Consider the following 17,858-nt stretch of genomic DNA (forward strand, 5'->3'; position numbering starts at 1 on the left):
CGATCCCTGGGCGAAGCCGCCCTGACGCTTGATCCGAACCGGCAGATCGGCTGCAATGGAATCGGTCGATCGACCTCAAAAAGAGCGAATGCGGAGGAAGCAGATGCCCAAGGTTCTCGTACTCTACAAGACCCCCAAGAGCGCCGAGGCGTTCGACAAACACTATATGAACGTCCATGTGCCGCTGGCGAAGAAGATTCCCGGTCTGAAGAGCTACGATATCAGCCGCGGTCCGGTGAATGGGCCGGGGGGGCCTACCAACCTCCACCTCGTCGCCACCCTGGTATTCGATTCGATGTCGGCACTGCAGGCAGGGATGAGCTCTGCCGAAGGCAAGGCGGCGGCGGGCGATCTGCCCAACTTCGCCGATGGCGGCGTCGATCTGTATATCTTCGACACGCAGGACGTCTGACCCTTGGACGGTCCTCAGGCCGTCACCAACGTTCGGCGGCGTGCCCGTCATATCCGATCGGCCGACAGGCCGGTCGCCGGGACGATCTCGCGGATCGTCCATCGAATGGATCCGCCAAGCCAGTCAGAAGCGAATGGCGCACCTCGTGGCTTGGCAGATCGCTACGCGTTACTTGCGCGCCGCACAGGCGTACATGTTGATTTCCATGCCAACCGGCACTTCGACGATCTTTGGTGTCTTCCAGGCCATTTCAAGCTCCCAAGTTCGACTATCATTGACTGGCGCATTGCTCGCGCCAAGGCCGAAGCTAGGATCGCGTTCGGAAGAACGCAAGGCTCGACCGTCGCCGGCGGATCCCTATGCAGATGTCGCGTAGTTGACCCGACAACGTTCCGCCGCAATCGCCGCCCGCCCGTCTCCGGCTGCTCGACGCAGGCATCATCCGCCGAGGACGAGCGCCCGCAGCATCCGCTCACGCACCGCCCGGCTGCACATAGCAGAACACATACCGATTGCGGCTCAGGAAAATGATGCCGTGCCCCGTCGGATTTCCCTTATCCCACTTCAGCTTGTGATCCGGGACCTCGATTTCCGTGCCGACATCGACATGCGGACGGCCACGCGGCTCATCGGGACGGTCGTCGGTGATGATCGCATAGGTCTTGCCGTCGCGAACATGGATCTCATCGGCAAAGTAGGCGTCGGCCTCGCCGCAGCACGATGCCGTCGGCACGTCAGGCTGCATCAGCGCCTCGTACCATTGGCGCAACGCCGGATCGACCGCTCCCCACTGACCGAGATCACGCGCACTCGCACTCACCCAAAGGCAACAAAGCATGCCGAGCCAAAGGATGGTTCGTCTCATCCGCCTACTCCTCTGTTATCCCGGCATGATGCAGTGAAGCAATGTTCGTGCCGCAATGCAGCATGACGGCGGTGCCATTTTGTCGATCCCGATCAGTGAGCGTCGCAACGGCTTGGCGCTATGCCCGAATCGAGCGAGGACGGCTTCCCGATGCGCCGAGGGCGGTTGCCAGCTTTTCGTATTGACGGTTCCTGATTTCGAGCGGAGTGTTGTTCCCGCAGCGTCAGGATAGGCGCGCATAAAAATCTCGGAGGAAATGAATGAAGCGGATCGCGCTGGCCGCAGGCCTCGCCATTTTTGCATCACATGGTGCAAGCGCGCAGAGCGCCGATCAGTTGGTCAAGGGTGCAACTGATACGGCGAACGTTCTCAACTACGGCATGGGCTACAATCTGCAGCGGTTCAGTCCGCTCAACCAGATCAACAAGGACAACGCCAAGAACCTGGTTCCGGTCTGGAACTACAGTTTCGCCGATGACCGCAGCGAGGAGTCGCAGCCGCTGGTTTACCAGGGCGTGCTCTACGTCACGACCCACAATGCGACGATGGCCGTCGACGCCAAGACCGGCAAGCAGATCTGGAAAAGCAAGATCGACTATCCTGCCGAGACGCCGCGCGTGGTCTGCTGCGGCATCATCAATCGCGGCGCCGCGCTGTACGACGGCAAGCTGTTCCGCACGACGCTCGATGCCAACGTCATTGCGCTCGATGCCAAGACCGGCAAGGAGCTGTGGCGCCAGAAGGCTGCCGACATCAAGGAAGGCTACTCGATGACGGTGGCGCCGCTGGTCGCCGACGGCGTCGTGCTGACCGGCATCTCCGGCGCCGAGTTCGGCACGCGCGGCTTCATCGATGGCTGGGACCCGGCGACCGGCAAGCATTTGTGGCGCACGCATACGGTGCCAACCCCGGATGAACCCGGCGGCGACACGTGGAAGGGCGACACCTGGAAGCTCGGCGGCGGCTCGACCTGGATCACAGGATCGTACGATCCCGAGCAGAACACCGTGTTCTGGGGCGTCGGCAATCCCGGACCGTTCAACGCGGCGGTGCGCCCGGGCGACAACCTCTACACCTGCTCGGTGCTCGCGCTCGATCCGAAGACCGGCAAGATGAAGTGGCACTTCCAGTTCTCGCCGAACAATCCGTTCGACTACGACGCGGTCGCGGAGATGGTGCTCGCCGACATGAACGTCGAGGGCAAGCAGACCAAGGTGCTCATGAACGCCAACCGCAATGGCTTCTTCTATGTGCTCGATCGCACCAATGGGAAGCTGCTCGCGGCCAACCCCTATGTGAAGGTGAACTGGGCCTCCAGCATCGACCTGAAGACGGGCAAGCCGGTCGAGACCGATGTCACGCGTGATGCGCGCGAGGGCAAGAAGGTCACGGTCTATCCGTCGATTCTCGGCGGCAAGAACTGGGAGCCGATGTCGTTCAATCCGCAAACCGGATTGGCCTACGCCAACACGCTCGTATTCGGCGGCCACTACAAGACCGAGCCTGCGACCTACAAGGCCGGCGAGTGGTACCTCGGCATGGATCTGACGGATCTGTGGGATTGGCCGGAAGGGCCGCGTGGTCAGCTCAAGGCCATCGATCCGATGACCGGCAAGACCAAGTGGGAGCAGCCGAGCGACATCCCGCGCTTCTCCGGCGTGCTGTCCACGGCAGGCGGCGTGGTGTTTTCGGGCAAGCTGACTGGCGAGTTCGAGGCTTTCGACGCCGACAGCGGCAAGAAGCTGTGGCAGTTCCAGACCGGCTCCGGCATCGAGGGCCAGCCCGTCACTTGGCAGCAGGATGGCGTCCAGTATGTCGCTGTCACCTCCGGCTACGGCGGCGTCTACTCGCTGTTCTCCGGTGACGAGCGCCTCGCCAACGTTCCGGCAGGCGGCTCGTTGTGGGTCTTCGCGGTCAAGAATTGAGTGCGGATCGCCCGTGAGACAGAATACGTTCATGAAAGCGGCGGCGGCCTTCGCCGCCGTCGTGGCGACGTTGGCCGTCCTGTCGACGGCCGCCCTCGCCCAACAACAAGATGACAGCGCGGCACACAGCCAGGTGGACCTCGGCAAGACGACATTCGCCCAGAAATGCTCGCACTGCCACGGGCCCAACATGGTGAACTCCGGGACTATAACGCCGGACCTGCGCCGGTTTCCCGATGATCAGCCTCGTTTCGTCACCACGGTGAAGCAGGGCAAGAACGGCCGTATGCCGCCCTGGGGCGACATTCTCAGCGATGACGAGATCACCGCACTGTGGGCCTACGTCTCGAGCCGGAGAGCGCAGTGATGCGTCATCTCTGCTGTTGGCTGGCTGCCTTGATAATGTCGGCAATGTCGTCCGCGGCCTTAGCCGCTGACGACGTGCTGCGCATCTGTCTCGACGAAAATCTTCCGCCGCTCTCGGTCCATCATCGCGGCAAGCCCGGCGGCGGCTTCGATGTCCTGCTGGGTCAGGCGATCGCCGACCGCCTTGGCAGGAAGCTCGAGATCCAGTGGTACGAAAGCAAATTGGACGAAGATTCCAGTCCGGCGCTGGAGGCGAATGCGCTGCTATCGGACGGACGCTGCTCGCTGCTCGGCAGCTACGCGTTCACCCAGGACGGACTGGTCGCGCCTGGCGTCAAGACGGCCAAGCTGCCGGACTTCGATGGCGCCACGCGCGACGACCGCCGCCGCCGTGTTGCCCTCGGCACGCTGACGCCGAGCAAGCCCTACATGTTTTCGACCCTGACCGTCGTTCTCGGACCTTCCGCGAAACAGCGCCCGATTACCGACATCGGCGATCTGGCCGGGCTGCGGCTGGCAATCGAGAGCGGCACGTTGGCAGATGCAATCCTGATGACGTTCGACAAGGGGCGGCTGATCGACGACATCACGCATTTGATTCCGGCGCGGGATGATCTGCTCGGGGCGCTCGAACAGGGAAAGTTCGACGCGACCCTGCTCGATGGCAGACGTTTCGATGCGTATCGGGCCGCTCATCCCGACACCAAGCTGAGCGCGTCGGGGTACAGCTATCCGATCGGTGCAAATCGAGGTTATGTCGGGCTGGCCAGCTCTGCCGAGCTCATCGCATCGGTCGACAAGGCCTTGACGGAGCTCGAGGCCTCAGGGATTCTTGCGACTCTCGGCCGATCCGCCGGACTGACCTACCTTCCGCCGCGTCAGCCGGTGATTCTGGGCGACGCGTTCCAGAGGATCATCCGGAGCGGCACACGCTAGCGCGGCCGCTGCAGGAGCGCTCAGCGCGCCGCCGTCTTGTGAACCGACGACGGCACGACGCCGAAATATTTGCGGAAGACGCGGCTGAAGTGCGACGAGCTCGAAAAGCCCCACGAGAACGCGACATCGGTGATGGTCTTGCCGCTCTGCGTCTCCAGCTCCTGCCGGCAATGCTGAAGCCGAGCCCGCCAGATGTAGTCGCTGACCGTCATGCCGCGATCGCTGAAGACCATGTGAAGGTAGCGCTTGGTGCACCCGAGCGCCGCCGAAATCTGATCGATGCAAAGATCTGGATCGCGCAGATGCTCGCGGATGAAGGCTTGAGCGCGGATATAGACCGCCTCGGGTCCCGCGCGGTCCAGCATGCGATCGGCCTCACGCAGCGGCAGGAGCAACAGATCGATCAGCGATTCGGCGACGCTGACCGCCGAGTTGGGCGAAAGCCGGGTCGCCTCGTCGAAAGCGGCGTGGGTGACGTCATGCGCAATCCGACCGGTCCCGCTCCGCGCAGACAGCTTGTATGCGGGCATTTTCTCCGACCGGAAGCCGCGCTCCTGCAGTAGCTCCTTCGGCACGATCACGACGTCATGGCGGGTCAGCGCGGGGCTGATGATGGTGTGCGGTGACGAGACGTCATAGGCGAGACAATCGCCCGGGCCGATCTCGATCTGGCGGCCATCCTGCTCGAAATAGGACGTCCCATAGGTCTGGAACAAGATCTTGATGTAGGGATGTGCCGCCTTTTGCGCACGCGCATAGGTATGCGCAATACGGTGCTGGCTGGCCTCGATCTGGCAGAGCTTCAGGCGCGACACCGTCGTGAAATTGATGCGCCCCTCGAATGAGGCCCCCTCCAGCGGATCGACATCGAAACGTCCGCACAGGTCGGTCAGTGCATCTGACCAACGCTGGATCTGGCTCTTCGGTGAGAATCCCGAAGTATTAAGCGAGCGGATCGTGTCGGACATGTTTCATCCACCGATTCATGATCGAAACGCAACGGGTCCGCCGCAGGACGGCGAACGAGACTGCAGCAAGATTGCTCCCATTTTAAGGCCGCGGCTTTCGCGGCGCACTTCGTTCCATAACGCGCCCCGCGTGATCCTCCGCCTTCGTCTCTGTAAGGTCAAGGGAAACGTCAACCTTCGGTGGAACCATGGTGTCGCAAATTGATGCTGCGCAGCAAGAATGGCGCTCATGTTGCGGACCAGCAAAGCAAAATCTCCTTCAAAAACTTCTATTCGCTTCACTCTTGAGCAAGCTCTTTTCTCTTTTGGGCAAGTTTCCCGGTTGAGAAGTGGATATTCAATGATGCCGAAAACGAATACTGGGCCGCGTGCTGCGGAACCTCAGTTGAACCCGGGAGGAAAGACGATGCGAAGAGTGCTACTCGCAACATGTCTGACGTCAGTCGCGGCGCTCGCCGCGGGTGGCGCATGGGCCAGCGATGAGCTGGCCAAGATGTCGGCCAACCCGAAGGACTGGGTGATGCCGGCGGGAGACTACGCCAATACGCGTTACTCCAAGCTCAACCAGATCAACGCCCAGAACGTCGGCAAGCTGCAGGTCGCGTGGACCTTCTCCACCGGCGTGCTGCGCGGCCACGAAGGCGGACCGCTCATCATCGGCAACATGATGTATGTGCACACGCCGTTCCCGAACAAGGTCTATGCGCTCGATCTCGCGCAGGACAACAAGATCGTCTGGAAGTACGAGCCCAAGCAGGATCCGAACGTCATTCCGGTGATGTGCTGCGACACTGTCAACCGCGGCGTCGCCTATGGTGACGGCAAGATCTTCCTGCATCAGGCCGACGACAAGCTGGTGGCGATCGACGCCAAGACCGGCCAGCACGTCTGGACCGCCGTCAATGGCGATCCGACCAAGGGACAGACCGGAACCTCGGCTCCGCTCGTAGTGAAGGATAAGGTGCTGGTCGGCACGTCCGGCGGCGAGTTCGGCGTCCAGTGCAGCATGACCGCTTACGACATCAAGAGCGGCAAGCAGGTCTGGAAGGCATACTCCGAAGGTCCGGATGACCAGATCCTATTCGACGCCAACACCACCGCGCTCGGCAAGCCGGTCGGCAAGGACTCGAGCTTGAAGACCTGGCAAGGCGATCAGTGGAAGACCGGCGGCGGCTGCACCTGGGGCTGGATTTCCTACGACCCGCAGCTCGACATGGTCTATTACGGGTCGGGCAATCCCTCGACCTGGAATCCGAAGCAGCGTCCCGGCGACAACAAGTGGTCGATGACGATCTTCGCCCGCCATGCCGACACCGGCGTCGCGAAGTGGGTCTATCAGATGACGCCCCACGACGAGTGGGACTATGACGGCGTCAACGAGATGATCCTGTCCGACCAGTCCATCAACGGCCAGCCGCGCAAGCTGCTCACGCACTTCGATCGTAACGGCCTCGGCTACACGCTTGATCGTGCCACCGGCGAGCTGCTGGTTGCCGAGAAGTACGACCCGAAGGTGAACTGGACCACCGGCGTCGACATGGACAAGAACTCTGCGACCTACGGCCGTCCGAAGGTTGTCGATCAATACTCGACCGACAAGCAGGGTGAGGACGTCAATACCAAGGGCATCTGCCCGGCGGCGCTGGGCACCAAGGACGAGCAGCCGGCGGCCTACTCGCCGGACACGCAGTTGTTCTACGTGCCCACCAACCATGTCTGCATGGACTACGAGCCCTTCAAGGTGAGCTACACCGCAGGTCAGCCCTATGTCGGCGCGACCCTGTCGATGTACCCGCCGGCGGGTGACACCCATATGGGCAACTTCATCGCCTGGGACGGCAAGACGGGCAAGATCGCCTGGTCGAACAAGGAGCCGTTCTCGGTGTGGTCCGGTGCACTCGCGACAGCGGGCGGCGTGGTGTTCTACGGAACGCTCGAAGGCTACCTCAAGGCGGTCGATGCCAAGACGGGCAAGGAGCTCTACAAGTTCAAGACCCCGTCCGGCATCATCGGCAACGTCACGACCTACGAGTCCAACGGCAAGCAGTACGTCGCCGTGCTCTCGGGTGTCGGTGGCTGGGCCGGCATTGGTCTCGCGGCGGGTCTGACCGATCCGACCGCCGGCCTTGGTGCCGTCGGCGGCTACGCCGCGCTGAGCAACTACACCGCTCTCGGTGGTGCGCTCACCGTGTTCTCACTGCCGCAGTAAGCCAGGTACCTGCCTCCGGCGCATGGATCTCGTCCATGCGCCGGTTCGCCTGTTCCAAAAAATTATGGGAAAACGCCCTTGCGTAGAATCTGGTTTGCGGTCGCCACGGCTCTGAGCCTGGCAACCGGCGGGATGACTGTCGCCGAAAATGCCTGGGCCGAAGGTCCCGGCGATTCCAGGGCCGTCAAATCCGAGGACGGGAAGTACTTCGATAAGGATGGCATTCCGACCTACAAGGTGGCCGCCGACGGAACGGTCGACTGGTACACCTACTCCGGATACCGCCGCTATCATTCCGAATGCCACGTCTGCCATGGCCCCGACGGCATGGGATCGACTTACGCGCCGGCGCTCAAGGACTCGGTCAAGAACATGAGCTACGGCGACTTCATCGGGACCATCGCCAGCGGCCGCAAGAATGTCAGCACGTCCCAGGAGAACGTCATGCCGGCCTTCGGCGACAATCCGAACGTGGCCTGCTACATGGACGATCTCTACGTCTACCTGCGCGCCCGCGGCGATGATGCGGTGGGCCGCGTTCGCCCCGCCAAGCATGAGGACAAGCCGCCAGCCTATACGGAAGCGGAGAACTCCTGCATGGGCAAGAAATGACTGACGACGAGGACCGCGCCTGGACAGTTTCCCTGGACAGGGTCGCGGGCCTGACAGACTGAAACAGGAGTTTGAGACATGAAGACGCGCGCCGCGGTCGCTTTCGAAGCCAAGAAGCCGCTGGAGATCGTCGAGGTTGACCTCGAAGGGCCGAAGGCCGGCGAGGTGCTGGTCGAGATCAAGGCTACCGGCATCTGCCACACCGATGCCTATACGCTCGACGGTCTCGACAGCGAGGGCATCTTCCCCTCGATCCTCGGCCATGAGGGCGCCGGCATCGTGCGCGAAGTCGGCCCTGGCGTGACCTCGGTCAAGCTCGGCGACCACGTCATTCCGCTCTACACACCGGAATGCCGCCAGTGCAAGAGCTGCCTCAGCCGCAAGACCAATCTCTGCACCGCGATCCGCGCCACGCAGGGCAAGGGCCTGATGCCCGACGGCACGTCGCGCTTCAGCTACAAGGGCCAGGCCATCTATCACTACATGGGCTGCTCGACCTTCTCCAACTTCACCGTGCTGCCGGAGATCGCGGTCGCGAAGATTCGCGAGGACGCGCCCTTCGACAAGAGCTGCTATATCGGCTGCGGCGTCACCACCGGCGTCGGCGCGGTCGTCAACACGGCGAAGGTCACGCCCGGCGCGAACGTCGTGGTGTTCGGCCTTGGCGGCATCGGCCTCAACGTCATTCAGGGCGCCAGGATGGCCGGGGCCGACAAGATCATCGGCGTCGACCTCAATGACGGCAAGGAGGAGTGGGGGCGCCGCTTCGGCATGACCCATTTCGTCAACCCGAAGAAGGTGACGGGAGACATCGTCCAGCACCTGGTCGCGCTCACCGACGGCGGTGCCGACTACACCTTCGACTGCACCGGAAATACCACGGTGATGCGCCAGGCGCTGGAAGCCTGCCATCGCGGCTGGGGCGAATCGATCATCATCGGTGTCGCCGAGGCCGGCAAGGAGATCGCGACCCGCCCGTTCCAACTCGTCACCGGACGCGTCTGGAAGGGCACGGCGTTCGGCGGCGCGCGCGGGCGCACCGACGTTCCCAAGATCGTCGACTGGTACATGAACGGGAAGATCGAAATCGACCCGATGATCACCCACACGCTCAAGCTCGAAGACATCAACAAGGGCTTCGACCTGATGCATGAGGGCAAATCGATCCGTTCCGTCGTCGTGTTCTGACCCCAAGCACGCAAAACTGAGGAGGATTGCGCCATGACTGTCCACATCCATCCGTCCGTCGATAACGGCGTCAAACAGGGAAGCGGCCATTTCGCCGGCGGCACGCTGGTCTGCAAATGCCACGACCGGCCGGTCAAGGTCGGCATCAAGGGCGATGTCGCGCATAACCACGCGTGCGGCTGCACCAAATGCTGGAAGCCCTCCGGCGCGACCTTCTCGGTCGTTGCAGTGGTGCCGCGGCAGAACGTCACGGTGCTGGAGAACGGCGACAAGCTCAAGATCGTCGATCCCTCCGCCGTCATCCAGCGTTACGCCTGCACCGGCTGCGGCACGCACATGTATGGCCGCATCGAGAACACGGGTCACCCGTTCTACGGCCTCGACTTCATTCACCCCGAGCTGTTCCAGGAGCAGGGTTCGGCCGCGCCGGGCTTTGCGGCCTTCGTCTCCTCGGTGATCGAGTCGGGCGTGAAGCCGGAACAGATGGGCGAGATTCGGGCGCGATTGAAGGAGCTGGGGCTCGAGCCCTATGACTGCCTGTCGCCGGCCCTGATGGATGCGATTGCCACCCACGTGGCGAAAGCAAAGGCGGCCTGACGGCCGCAACCTACCAAGCGTACAACTGAAGCGTTCCTTCCTGAAGACTTGGTGCCTCGCCTGCCCCACGCTGGCGAGGCATTCTTTTTTGCCGTCGTTTCTTTTTTTCCCGTCGTTTTGATCTGGCGGCCGCCATTGTCGCCGGCGCATCGTCCTTGTTCCGCGTTTGCATTGCAGCGGGCCGCGCACGGCGTGCACCTGCTCTGCCAACACACGCGCCTGTGTAGACCGATGCCTGTCCCGGTCTGCTATCGTGAATCGTTTTCCGACAACTCCCAATTGATCCGGCGCGTGTACTCAGGACATGTGGTCCCGCGCGCGTCCACCAACGATCAGAACCAACGACCATTGGTCCGACAGAACGAGGGCGAGCATGATCAAGGTGAAAATCAACGGACAGGAGCAGAGCTGGGATGGCGATCCGAGCCTGCCGCTGCTGTGGTACCTGCGCGATGAGCTGGGCCTGACCGGCTCGAAATATGGTTGCGGGGCAGCGCTGTGCGGCGCCTGCACCGTGATGATCGACAAGGAAGCCGCGCGCTCCTGCATCACGGCGATTTCGGATGTGGCCGGCCGCGAGGTCACCACCATCGAAGGTCTGCATCCGACCGGGGATCATCCGGTGCAGAAGGCGTGGCGGCAGGTCAACGTGCCGCAATGCGGCTTCTGCCAGGCCGGGCAGATCATGCAGGCGGCGGCGCTGCTCAACCAGAATCCCAAGCCGTCGCATGACCAGATCCGGGACGCGATGTCCGGCAACATCTGCCGCTGCGGCTGCTATCAGCGCATCGAGAATGCGGTCCATCTGGCCTCGACAGGGGTGTGATCATGAGCATCATCGCAAATCCCGACATCGCAAAGTCTGCTTCTCGCGGCGGCTTCGAGCGGCATCTCAAGGTCGAGAACGTCTCGCGCCGCGCCATCCTGCAGACGCTGGGGCTCGCCGGCGGGTTCGTGCTCGCGGCTCCCTTGCTGTCGCGCCCGGCGTTTGCCGCCTATGAGACCGGCGCCGGCAAGATGCCGCACGGCACCGTGGTCGATCCCAAGGTCTTCGTTTCGATCGCCCCCGACGGCATCGTGTCGATCGTCGCCCACCGTTCCGAGATGGGCACGGGCGTGCGGACCAGCCTGCCGCTGATCGTGGCCGAGGAGATGGAAGCCGACTGGTCGCGCGTGCGCGTCGTGCAGGCCCCCGGCGACGAGGTGAAGTTCGGCAACCAGGATACCGACGGCTCGCGCAGCACGCGGCACTATCTGCTGCCGATGCGCCAGATCGGCGCACTGGCGCGGGCGATGCTCGAAGCCGCGGCGGCCAAGCGCCTCGGCGTGCCGCCGAGCGAAGTGAAAGCCGTCAATCATGAGGTCGTGCACAGCGCCAGCGGCCGCCGCCTCGGTTTCGGCGAGCTCGCAGCCGATGCCGCCGGTCTGCCGGTGCCTGCGGTCGACACCATCAAGCTGAAGTCGCCTGGGGATTTCCGCTATCTCGGCAAGGGGCAGGTCAGCATCGTCGATCTGCACGACATCACCGTCGGCAAGGCGCGCTACGGCGCCGACGTCCGCCTGCCCGGCATGAAATACGCGGTCATCGCCCGGCCGCCGGTGACCGGCGGCAAGGTCAAGTCGTTCGATCCGGCCGAGGCACTGAAGGTGCCCGGCGTCGAGCAGGTGATCGAGGTCAAGGGCTGGCCGTGGCCGTCGAAGTTCCAGCCGCTCGGCGGCGTCGCCGTGATCGCACGCAACACCGGTGCCGCGATCAAGGGCCGCGACGTGCTCAAGGTCGAGTGGGACGACGGCGCCAATGCGAGCTACGACTCTGTCGCCTATCGGACCGAGCTCGAGGCCGCCGCGCGCCAGCCGGGCCTCGTCGTGCGACAGGAAGGCGACGTCGAGGCCGCGCTGAAGTCGGCCGACAAGGTCGTCATCGGTGAGTACTACCTGCCGCACGTCGCTCATGCCAGCATGGAGCCGCCGGTCGCGGTCGCCGACGTCAAGGGCGACAAGGCCGAGATCTGGGCGCCGGTGCAGAGCCCCGGCGGCACGCACGAGGATGTCGCCAAGACGCTGCAGATTCCGCCGGAGAACGTGACCGTCAACGTCACCCTGCTCGGCGGCGGGTTCGGGCGGAAGTCCAAATGCGACTTCGCGCTCGAGGCCGCCCTGCTGTCGAAGACGGTGGGCGCGCCGGTCAAGGTGCAGTGGACGCGTGATGACGACATCCATCACGATTTCCTGCACACGGTGTCGGTGGAGCGCATCGAGGCCGGCCTCGACAAGAGCGGCAAGGTGGTGGCGTGGCGTCACCGCAGCGTCGCGCCGACCATCCTGTCGACCTTCGCCGCCGGCGCCGACCATGCCGCGCCGTTCGAGCTCGGCATGGGCCTCGTCGACATGCCGTTCGAGATCGCCAACATCCAATGCGAGAATCCGGCCGCCAAGGCGATGACCCGCATCGGCTGGTTCCGGTCGGTCTCGAACATCCCGCGCGCCTTCGCCGTGCAGTCGATGGTCGGCGAGATCGCGCACGCCACCGGCCGCGACCAGAAGGACACGCTGCTCGATCTGATCGGCAGCCCGCGCGTGCTCAAGCTCACCTCGGTGAAGGACCTCTGGAACTACGGCGAGCCCTACGAGAGCTACCCGATCGATACCGGACGGCTGCGCCGCGTCGTCGAGTTCGTCGCCGAGAAAGGCAATTGGGGCCGGTCGGTGCCCAAGGGCCACGGTCTCGGCATCGCCGCGCATCGCAGCTTCGTCAGCTACATCGCCACCATCGTGGAGGTGTCGGTCGACGACAAGGGCAAGCTGACCGTGCATCAGGTCGACACCGCGATCGACTGCGGCACCTTCGTCAACCCCGAGCGTATCGCCTCGCAGCTCGAAGGTGCCGCGATCATGGGGCTGAGCCTCGCCAAATATGGCGAGGTGAGCTTCAAGAACGGCCGGGTGCAGCAGCGCAACTTCGACGACCATCCGGTGGTCCGGATCGACGAGGCCCCGCTGATCACGAACGTGCACATCGTCCCTGCCGATGCCGACACGCCGCCGAGCGGCGTCGGCGAGCCGGGCGTGCCGCCGTTCGCGCCGGCGCTCGCCAATGCGATCTTCGCCGCCACCGGCAAGCGCCTGCGGGCGCTGCCGATCGGCAATCAGCTCGCGACGTAAGCTTGCAGCAATCAGCAGATCATCGGCCGGAGCGATCCGGCCGATGATCCTACCGGAAGACGCAGGATCAGTCAGCGCCCATAGCGCACCGAGGCATAGCGGCCAATGACGGCGCCACCTCCCTGCCCCGGCGCGCCGGCCACGCCGTGAGGCGTGCTGCCGCAGTCCTGGCGCTGCGGCACCGGCGCAGCCTTGATGGCCGTGTTTGCATTCGGCTGCCCCTCGACGAGCTTCGTCACCAGCGAGCGCAGCCGCTGATTCTCGATCTCCAGCTCTTTCAGATGACGCAGAGCAGGACTGCTGAGACCGCCATAGCGCTGACGCCAACGATAGAAGGTGCGCAGCGACACGCCGGCCGTGCTGCAAATTTCGGCAATCGGAACGCCCGACTCCGCCTCGCCAAGCAGAACCAGAATTTCGTGCTCGGTGTGCAGGGAACGTCGCATGATCAGGTACCCCTACGCGGCCAACGCGGTCAATCTCGCATGAATTCCATGAGCTTGGTAGTGCGGCAACGCATGGGTCTCGCAACCGCGCTCCGCGTGGGCGCACCGCGATCGAGGTCAAGCGCGGCGATGCGGGCTCATCGCGGGCCGCCGGCGCCTCGCCGCCAATTGGCAAAATTGACGCGCGTCGCCAGACACGTCGCCCGCTGCCGGTCGTGTGAGCAAGGCTGAACAGTATTTGGCGTTGCCGACCGCGACATCCTGCCTTGATATCAGCTGCAAAGACCGAGACCCGAGGAGCCCTGCCATGTCCAAACGCCACGAGATTCCCGCGACGCATGAGAGCATGGTCTGGGGCTATCTCGACAGCACGACGCCGCCGGTGCTCGAGGTCGCCTCCGGCGACACCGTGACGCTGCATTCCTTTCCGGCCGGCGGGAAGGAGACCTTGCCCGAGGACCGTAGGATCGTTCCCGCCAACTACCTCACTGCGCTCGACACCATGATCCAGGGGCCCGGACCGCATTTCATCACCGGCCCGGTCTATGTGAAGGGCGCGCAGCCCGGCGACACGCTCCAGGTCGACATCCTCAACGTCAAGGTCAGCCAGGACTGGGGCTTCGTCTCGATCCTGCCGCTGCTCGGCACCCTGCCAGACGAGTTCACGGACTACGAGACCATCCACCCCAAGGTCGACCACGACCGCCAGGTCTGCATCATGCCCTGGGGCACCGAGATCGCGCTCGATCCGTTCTTCGGCATCATCGCCACCGCGCCACCGCCCGCATGGGGGCGGTGCGGCTCGCCGGTGCCGCGCAGTTTTGGCGGCAACATGGACAACAAGGAGCTGCGGCCCGGCACCACGCTGTATCTGCCCGTCTTCAACGAGGGCGCGCTGTTCTTTGCCGGCGACGGCCATGGCGTGCAGGGCGACGGCGAGGTCTGCATCACCGCGCTCGAGACCGGCGTCACCGGCAGCTTCCGCCTCACCGTGCGCAAGGACATGGACATCACCTGGCCGTTCGCCGAGAACGCCACCCACCTGATGTCGATCGGCCTCGACGAGGATCTCGACGATGCCGCCAAGCAGGCGGTGCGCGAGATGGTCAAGCATGTCTGCGCCCGCACCAATTTGTCGCGCAACCAGGCCTACATGCTGTGCTCGCTGGCCGGCAATCTGCGCGTCACCCAGCTGGTCGACGGCAACAAGGGCATCCACATGCTGCTGCCGAAGGCGTATCTCTGAGCCTCCTCTACCGGTTGACGAAGCGATCGTGCGCGGTCAGCACGACCTGCCCGCTCGGATCGACCGCCTCGAAGGTGACGTCGGCATCCTCGGGCTCTGGCATGGTCAGCGTCACCCGCAGCGTTTCCGAGCCGTCGGGCTCGACCTCGATCGCATCCGCCGCCGCATGGCCGACGATGGCGAGCGCCGCGTCGACGCCACTGATCCCGAGCTTGAAGCTCTGCACGGCCGAGGACTTGTTGAGCAGCTTGACGGTGTAGGCGTTGCGCACCGAACCATCCGACAGCCGCACGGCAAGGGGATCACGATCGTGCTGCACCGACAGCACGGCCGTGGTCTTGGTCACGAACGACACCGCGATGACGCCGGCCAGCGCGACGCAGGCCAGCGCGAGTCCGATCGTCTTCGGCCGCACCAGCCGCGACACACGCGGCTCGCCGACGCGGCCGCGCTCGATGTTGCGCCAGCTCTCGTAGTCGATGAGGCCGCGCGGACGATCGAGCTTGGCCATCACCCCGTCGCAGGCGTCGACGCAGAGGCCGCAATTGATGCAGGCGAAGCTCGGACCCTGCCGGATGTCGATGCCGATCGGGCAGACCGCGACGCAGGCGCCGCAATCGACGCAGTCGCCGGCCGGTAGCCCCTGCGACCTCGCCTCGGCGGCCTTCTTGGCGGACATCCGGGTCTCGCCGCGATAGTCACGGTAGTTGACGGTGAAGGCTTCGGGATCCCAGATCGCGCCCTGCAGCCGCGGCCACGGACACATGAAGGTGCAGACCTGCTCGCGCGCGAAGCCGGCGAGGCCGTAGGTCGTGCCCGCGAACACCAGCGTCCAGGTCAGCGCCGTCGCCGACATCTCGCCATGGATGACATCGCGCACCAGCTCCGGCGCGTCGGTGAAGTAGAAGATCAGGGTGCCGCCGGTGCCGAGCGCGATCGCCATCCAAAGTGCGTGCTTGGTCGCGATCTGCGCGATGCGTTTCGCCGTCAGCGGCGCGCCGATGTTCTTCAGCCGCTGCCGCCGGTCGCCCTCGACCAGGCGCTCGACCAGCAGGAACAGGTCGGTCCACACCGTCTGCGGACAGGCGAAGCCGCACCAGAGACGGCCGGCCAGCGCATTGACCAGAACCAGGATCAAGGTCGCCAGCAGCATCGCCGCGGTGATGAGGTAGAGGTCCTGCGGCCAGATCTCGGCCGGGCCGAGATAGAGCTTTCCGTGGGCGAAATCGAGCAGCACGGCCTGGCCCGGCGCATTCGGCCCGCGGTTCCAGCGGATGAACGGCGAGACGTAGTAGACCGACAGGGTGAACACCAGGATCAGCCATTTGAGCCGGCGGATCGGGCCCTTGACGCCCTGCGGAACCACAGGACCACCCGCCTTGCGCGGCGATCGTGCCGGGCTGCGCGCTGGTGCCTGGGACTGGCTTTGTCCCCGTCCCTCCGCCATGCGCCGCGTCCTGGCGTGATCGATCTCGATGGTGATGGCCACGGCTGCCCTCGTTCGCTTGCCTGTTGCAGGCGACGATAGGCGGCGAGGCCGGGACGCTCTTTGTCGGGCCACAAACTTGCGAACGGGTGGCAGCGACTGTTTGCGCGGGAACAACGATAGTTCCCGTTCGGCAGGTGATGGGAGGCGCAGCGCCGCGAGCGCCATGGCGACAGGCGCAGCATCCGGAGGGATGATGGCGGCTGCCGCCCTTTGGGCGGCGGTCCGCAGGAGGACAGCGTATTGCCGCCACATCGGCATTCTTTGCTCGGCCCATCCTTCGAGACGCGCGCCTTCGGCGCGCTCCTCAGGATGAGGGCGGAATGCTCGGTCAAAGGCTTGAGCCTCATGTCACAGTCGTGATCCTCTCCATGAACACGCCAACAGCGTGTTCATAGTCCCGTATGCAGCGGCCGCCCCGCCGCTTGCGCCTCATGGTGAGGAGCGCCGCTCGCGGCGCGTCTCGAACCATGAGCCACAGGCGGGAAGCGAACTGCGGAGAAGTTCGTCTTCGTAAACAAGATCCACGATCCTCAGACGATCTTGATCGACATGTCCGGCAAGCCTTCGAGCTTGCACAAGAGCACGTCGCCCTTCACCACCGGGCCGACATTCTCCGGCGTGCCGGAATAGATGATGTCACCGGCCTTCAGCTCGAACGCCTCGGACAGTTTCGCGATCTGCTCGGCGACGTTCCAGATCATCTTGGTCAGGTCGGAGTTCTGCCGGACCGTGCCGTTGACCGCAAGCGAGATCGCGCCCTTGGTGAAGTGGCCGACCTTCGAGACCGGATGGATCGGGCCGAGCACGGCGGCATGATCAAAGCTCTTGCCGATCTCCCATGGCTTCTTCTCGGCGGCCATGCCGTTCTGCAGGTCACGGCGAGTCATGTCGAGGCCGAGCGCGTAGCCATAGACATGATCGAGCGCGGACTCGGCGGGAATGTTGGTGCCGCCGGATTTCAGCGCCGCCACCAGCTCGACCTCGTGATGATAGTTCTTGGTCAGCGACGGATAGGGATGATCGGCGACCTCGCCGATCGCGACGTTCTGGATCGCGTCGGTCGGTTTCTGGAAGAAGAACGGCGGCTCGCGGTTCGGATCGGAGCCGCGCTCGATCGCATGCGCTGCGTAGTTGCGGCCGATGCAATAGATGCGGCGGACCGGAAACACGCCCTGCTCGCCGGCGATCGGGATCGTGGTCGCCGGCACGGCGAAGATCGGCTTCGGTCCGGCCTGAGCCGCAGCCGGATGAGTATCCGTCATGATCGCGGCCGCTGCAGCGGCGCTGCCGGCAACGAGAAGATTGCGGCGTGAGGTGTCTGCCATTGGGGTCCTCCTGGGGTCAGCCGTCGCGACTGGCGGCCTGTTGTTCTTGAGCGCTATCGGCGCCCCAACTGATAAGCATATCCAGTATGCCAGCGCCACCATGCGCGCACGC

Annotated in this window: 17 protein-coding genes; 11 read left to right on the plus strand and 6 right to left on the minus strand. The window is 64.2% G+C overall.

Annotated features, from left to right (window positions below; translation table 11 throughout):
* Positions 1-103 precede the first annotated feature (103 nt).
* Positions 104-412, plus strand: coding sequence for an EthD family reductase (locus QW845_RS22555; RefSeq protein ID WP_315803723.1), 309 nt, complete (start codon positions 104-106; stop codon positions 410-412).
* Between the two features lie 168 nt (positions 413-580).
* Here the strand turns inward: QW845_RS22555 and pqqA are convergent, their stop codons facing one another.
* Positions 581-661, minus strand: a complete 81-nt coding sequence (pqqA, locus tag QW845_RS22560; RefSeq protein WP_009031067.1) for a pyrroloquinoline quinone precursor peptide PqqA — start codon at positions 659-661, stop codon at positions 581-583.
* A gap of 223 nt (positions 662-884) precedes the next feature.
* Positions 885-1,277: a hypothetical protein gene (locus QW845_RS22565; RefSeq protein WP_315803724.1), complete on the minus strand. Its 393-nt coding sequence runs from the start codon at positions 1,275-1,277 to the stop codon at positions 885-887.
* A 260-nt stretch (positions 1,278-1,537) separates the two neighbouring features.
* On the opposite strand from QW845_RS22565, the gene QW845_RS22570 reads away from it, so the two are divergent.
* Genes QW845_RS22570 through QW845_RS22580 form a run of 3 tightly spaced genes read left to right on the plus strand, consistent with a single transcriptional unit; the run spans position 1,538 to position 4,504 of the window.
* Positions 1,538-3,202, plus strand: a complete 1,665-nt coding sequence (locus tag QW845_RS22570) for a methanol/ethanol family PQQ-dependent dehydrogenase (RefSeq protein WP_315803725.1) — start codon at positions 1,538-1,540, stop codon at positions 3,200-3,202.
* Between the two features lie 31 nt (positions 3,203-3,233).
* On the plus strand, positions 3,234-3,569 hold the full coding sequence (locus tag QW845_RS22575; protein WP_315803726.1) for a cytochrome c: 336 nt from the start codon (positions 3,234-3,236) through the stop codon (positions 3,567-3,569).
* Positions 3,569-4,504, plus strand: a complete 936-nt coding sequence (locus QW845_RS22580; RefSeq protein ID WP_315803727.1) for a transporter substrate-binding domain-containing protein — start codon at positions 3,569-3,571, stop codon at positions 4,502-4,504. Before QW845_RS22575 ends, QW845_RS22580 begins: the two co-directional genes overlap by 1 nt.
* 20 nt (positions 4,505-4,524) lie before the next feature.
* Here QW845_RS22580 and QW845_RS22585 read toward each other — a convergent pair whose 3' ends face one another.
* Positions 4,525-5,472, minus strand: coding sequence for a helix-turn-helix domain-containing protein (locus QW845_RS22585; RefSeq protein WP_315803728.1), 948 nt, complete (start codon positions 5,470-5,472; stop codon positions 4,525-4,527).
* A 406-nt stretch (positions 5,473-5,878) separates the two neighbouring features.
* Between QW845_RS22585 and xoxF5 the strand changes: the two genes are divergently transcribed.
* The 6 genes from xoxF5 to QW845_RS22615 all read left to right on the plus strand — a co-directional run bounded on the left by xoxF5 (position 5,879) and on the right by QW845_RS22615 (position 13,240).
* A complete protein-coding gene (gene xoxF5 / locus QW845_RS22590; RefSeq protein ID WP_315803729.1) occupies positions 5,879-7,681 on the plus strand; it encodes a lanthanide-dependent methanol dehydrogenase XoxF5 in 1,803 nt (600 codons plus the stop codon).
* Positions 7,682-7,813: 132 nt separating this feature from the next.
* Positions 7,814-8,293: a c-type cytochrome, methanol metabolism-related gene (locus tag QW845_RS22595; RefSeq protein WP_315803730.1), complete on the plus strand. Its 480-nt coding sequence runs from the start codon at positions 7,814-7,816 to the stop codon at positions 8,291-8,293.
* 78 nt (positions 8,294-8,371) lie between these two features.
* Complete coding sequence (locus QW845_RS22600) at positions 8,372-9,481, plus strand: S-(hydroxymethyl)glutathione dehydrogenase/class III alcohol dehydrogenase (protein ID WP_315803731.1); 1,110 nt, start codon at positions 8,372-8,374, stop codon at positions 9,479-9,481.
* Between the two features lie 33 nt (positions 9,482-9,514).
* Positions 9,515-10,078: an S-(hydroxymethyl)glutathione synthase gene (gene gfa, locus QW845_RS22605; RefSeq protein WP_315713222.1), complete on the plus strand. Its 564-nt coding sequence runs from the start codon at positions 9,515-9,517 to the stop codon at positions 10,076-10,078.
* A gap of 373 nt (positions 10,079-10,451) precedes the next feature.
* Positions 10,452-10,904 (plus strand): (2Fe-2S)-binding protein, encoded by a 453-nt coding sequence (locus tag QW845_RS22610; RefSeq protein WP_315803732.1) that lies wholly within the window; start codon positions 10,452-10,454, stop codon positions 10,902-10,904.
* Between the two features lie 2 nt (positions 10,905-10,906).
* Positions 10,907-13,240 (plus strand): xanthine dehydrogenase family protein molybdopterin-binding subunit, encoded by a 2,334-nt coding sequence (locus tag QW845_RS22615; RefSeq protein WP_315803733.1) that lies wholly within the window; start codon positions 10,907-10,909, stop codon positions 13,238-13,240.
* Between the two features lie 71 nt (positions 13,241-13,311).
* Here QW845_RS22615 and QW845_RS22620 read toward each other — a convergent pair whose 3' ends face one another.
* Positions 13,312-13,686: a transposase gene (locus QW845_RS22620; protein ID WP_315803734.1), complete on the minus strand. Its 375-nt coding sequence runs from the start codon at positions 13,684-13,686 to the stop codon at positions 13,312-13,314.
* 307 nt (positions 13,687-13,993) lie between these two features.
* Here QW845_RS22620 and QW845_RS22625 point away from each other — a divergent pair, with 307 nt between their 5' ends.
* Positions 13,994-14,932 carry an acetamidase/formamidase family protein gene (locus QW845_RS22625; protein ID WP_315803735.1) on the plus strand — a complete coding sequence of 313 codons (939 nt, stop codon included), beginning with the start codon at positions 13,994-13,996 and terminating at the stop codon, positions 14,930-14,932.
* A gap of 7 nt (positions 14,933-14,939) precedes the next feature.
* Here QW845_RS22625 and ccoG read toward each other — a convergent pair whose 3' ends face one another.
* The gene (gene ccoG, locus QW845_RS22630) at positions 14,940-16,421 is read right to left on the minus strand and encodes a cytochrome c oxidase accessory protein CcoG (RefSeq protein WP_315803736.1); all 1,482 of its coding nucleotides are present in this window, start codon (positions 16,419-16,421) and stop codon (positions 14,940-14,942) included.
* A 530-nt stretch (positions 16,422-16,951) separates the two neighbouring features.
* Positions 16,952-17,746 (minus strand): fumarylacetoacetate hydrolase family protein, encoded by a 795-nt coding sequence (locus QW845_RS22635; protein ID WP_315803737.1) that lies wholly within the window; start codon positions 17,744-17,746, stop codon positions 16,952-16,954.
* Positions 17,747-17,858 lie beyond the last annotated feature (112 nt).

This window comes from Bradyrhizobium sp. SZCCHNS3002 (assembly GCF_032377435.1).
Classification (GTDB): Bacteria; Pseudomonadota; Alphaproteobacteria; order Rhizobiales; family Xanthobacteraceae; genus Bradyrhizobium.

Coding starts and splice junctions, on each gene's coding strand:
- QW845_RS22610 (WP_315803732.1), top strand. CDS start 10,452: ATGATCAAGGTGAAAATCAACGGACAGGAGCAGAGCTGGGATGGCGAT.
- QW845_RS22555 (WP_315803723.1), top strand. CDS start 104: ATGCCCAAGGTTCTCGTACTCTACAAGACCCCCAAGAGCGCCGAGGCG.
- gfa (WP_315713222.1), top strand. CDS start 9,515: ATGACTGTCCACATCCATCCGTCCGTCGATAACGGCGTCAAACAGGGA.
- QW845_RS22595 (WP_315803730.1), top strand. CDS start 7,814: ATGACTGTCGCCGAAAATGCCTGGGCCGAAGGTCCCGGCGATTCCAGG.
- QW845_RS22635 (WP_315803737.1), bottom strand. CDS start 17,746: ATGGCAGACACCTCACGCCGCAATCTTCTCGTTGCCGGCAGCGCCGCT.
- QW845_RS22570 (WP_315803725.1), top strand. CDS start 1,538: ATGAAGCGGATCGCGCTGGCCGCAGGCCTCGCCATTTTTGCATCACAT.
- QW845_RS22585 (WP_315803728.1), bottom strand. CDS start 5,472: ATGTCCGACACGATCCGCTCGCTTAATACTTCGGGATTCTCACCGAAG.
- QW845_RS22625 (WP_315803735.1), top strand. CDS start 13,994: ATGTCCAAACGCCACGAGATTCCCGCGACGCATGAGAGCATGGTCTGG.
- xoxF5 (WP_315803729.1), top strand. CDS start 5,879: ATGCGAAGAGTGCTACTCGCAACATGTCTGACGTCAGTCGCGGCGCTC.
- QW845_RS22600 (WP_315803731.1), top strand. CDS start 8,372: ATGAAGACGCGCGCCGCGGTCGCTTTCGAAGCCAAGAAGCCGCTGGAG.
- QW845_RS22615 (WP_315803733.1), top strand. CDS start 10,907: ATGAGCATCATCGCAAATCCCGACATCGCAAAGTCTGCTTCTCGCGGC.
- QW845_RS22620 (WP_315803734.1), bottom strand. CDS start 13,686: ATGCGACGTTCCCTGCACACCGAGCACGAAATTCTGGTTCTGCTTGGC.
- QW845_RS22565 (WP_315803724.1), bottom strand. CDS start 1,277: ATGAGACGAACCATCCTTTGGCTCGGCATGCTTTGTTGCCTTTGGGTG.
- pqqA (WP_009031067.1), bottom strand. CDS start 661: ATGGCCTGGAAGACACCAAAGATCGTCGAAGTGCCGGTTGGCATGGAA.
- QW845_RS22580 (WP_315803727.1), top strand. CDS start 3,569: ATGCGTCATCTCTGCTGTTGGCTGGCTGCCTTGATAATGTCGGCAATG.
- QW845_RS22575 (WP_315803726.1), top strand. CDS start 3,234: ATGAAAGCGGCGGCGGCCTTCGCCGCCGTCGTGGCGACGTTGGCCGTC.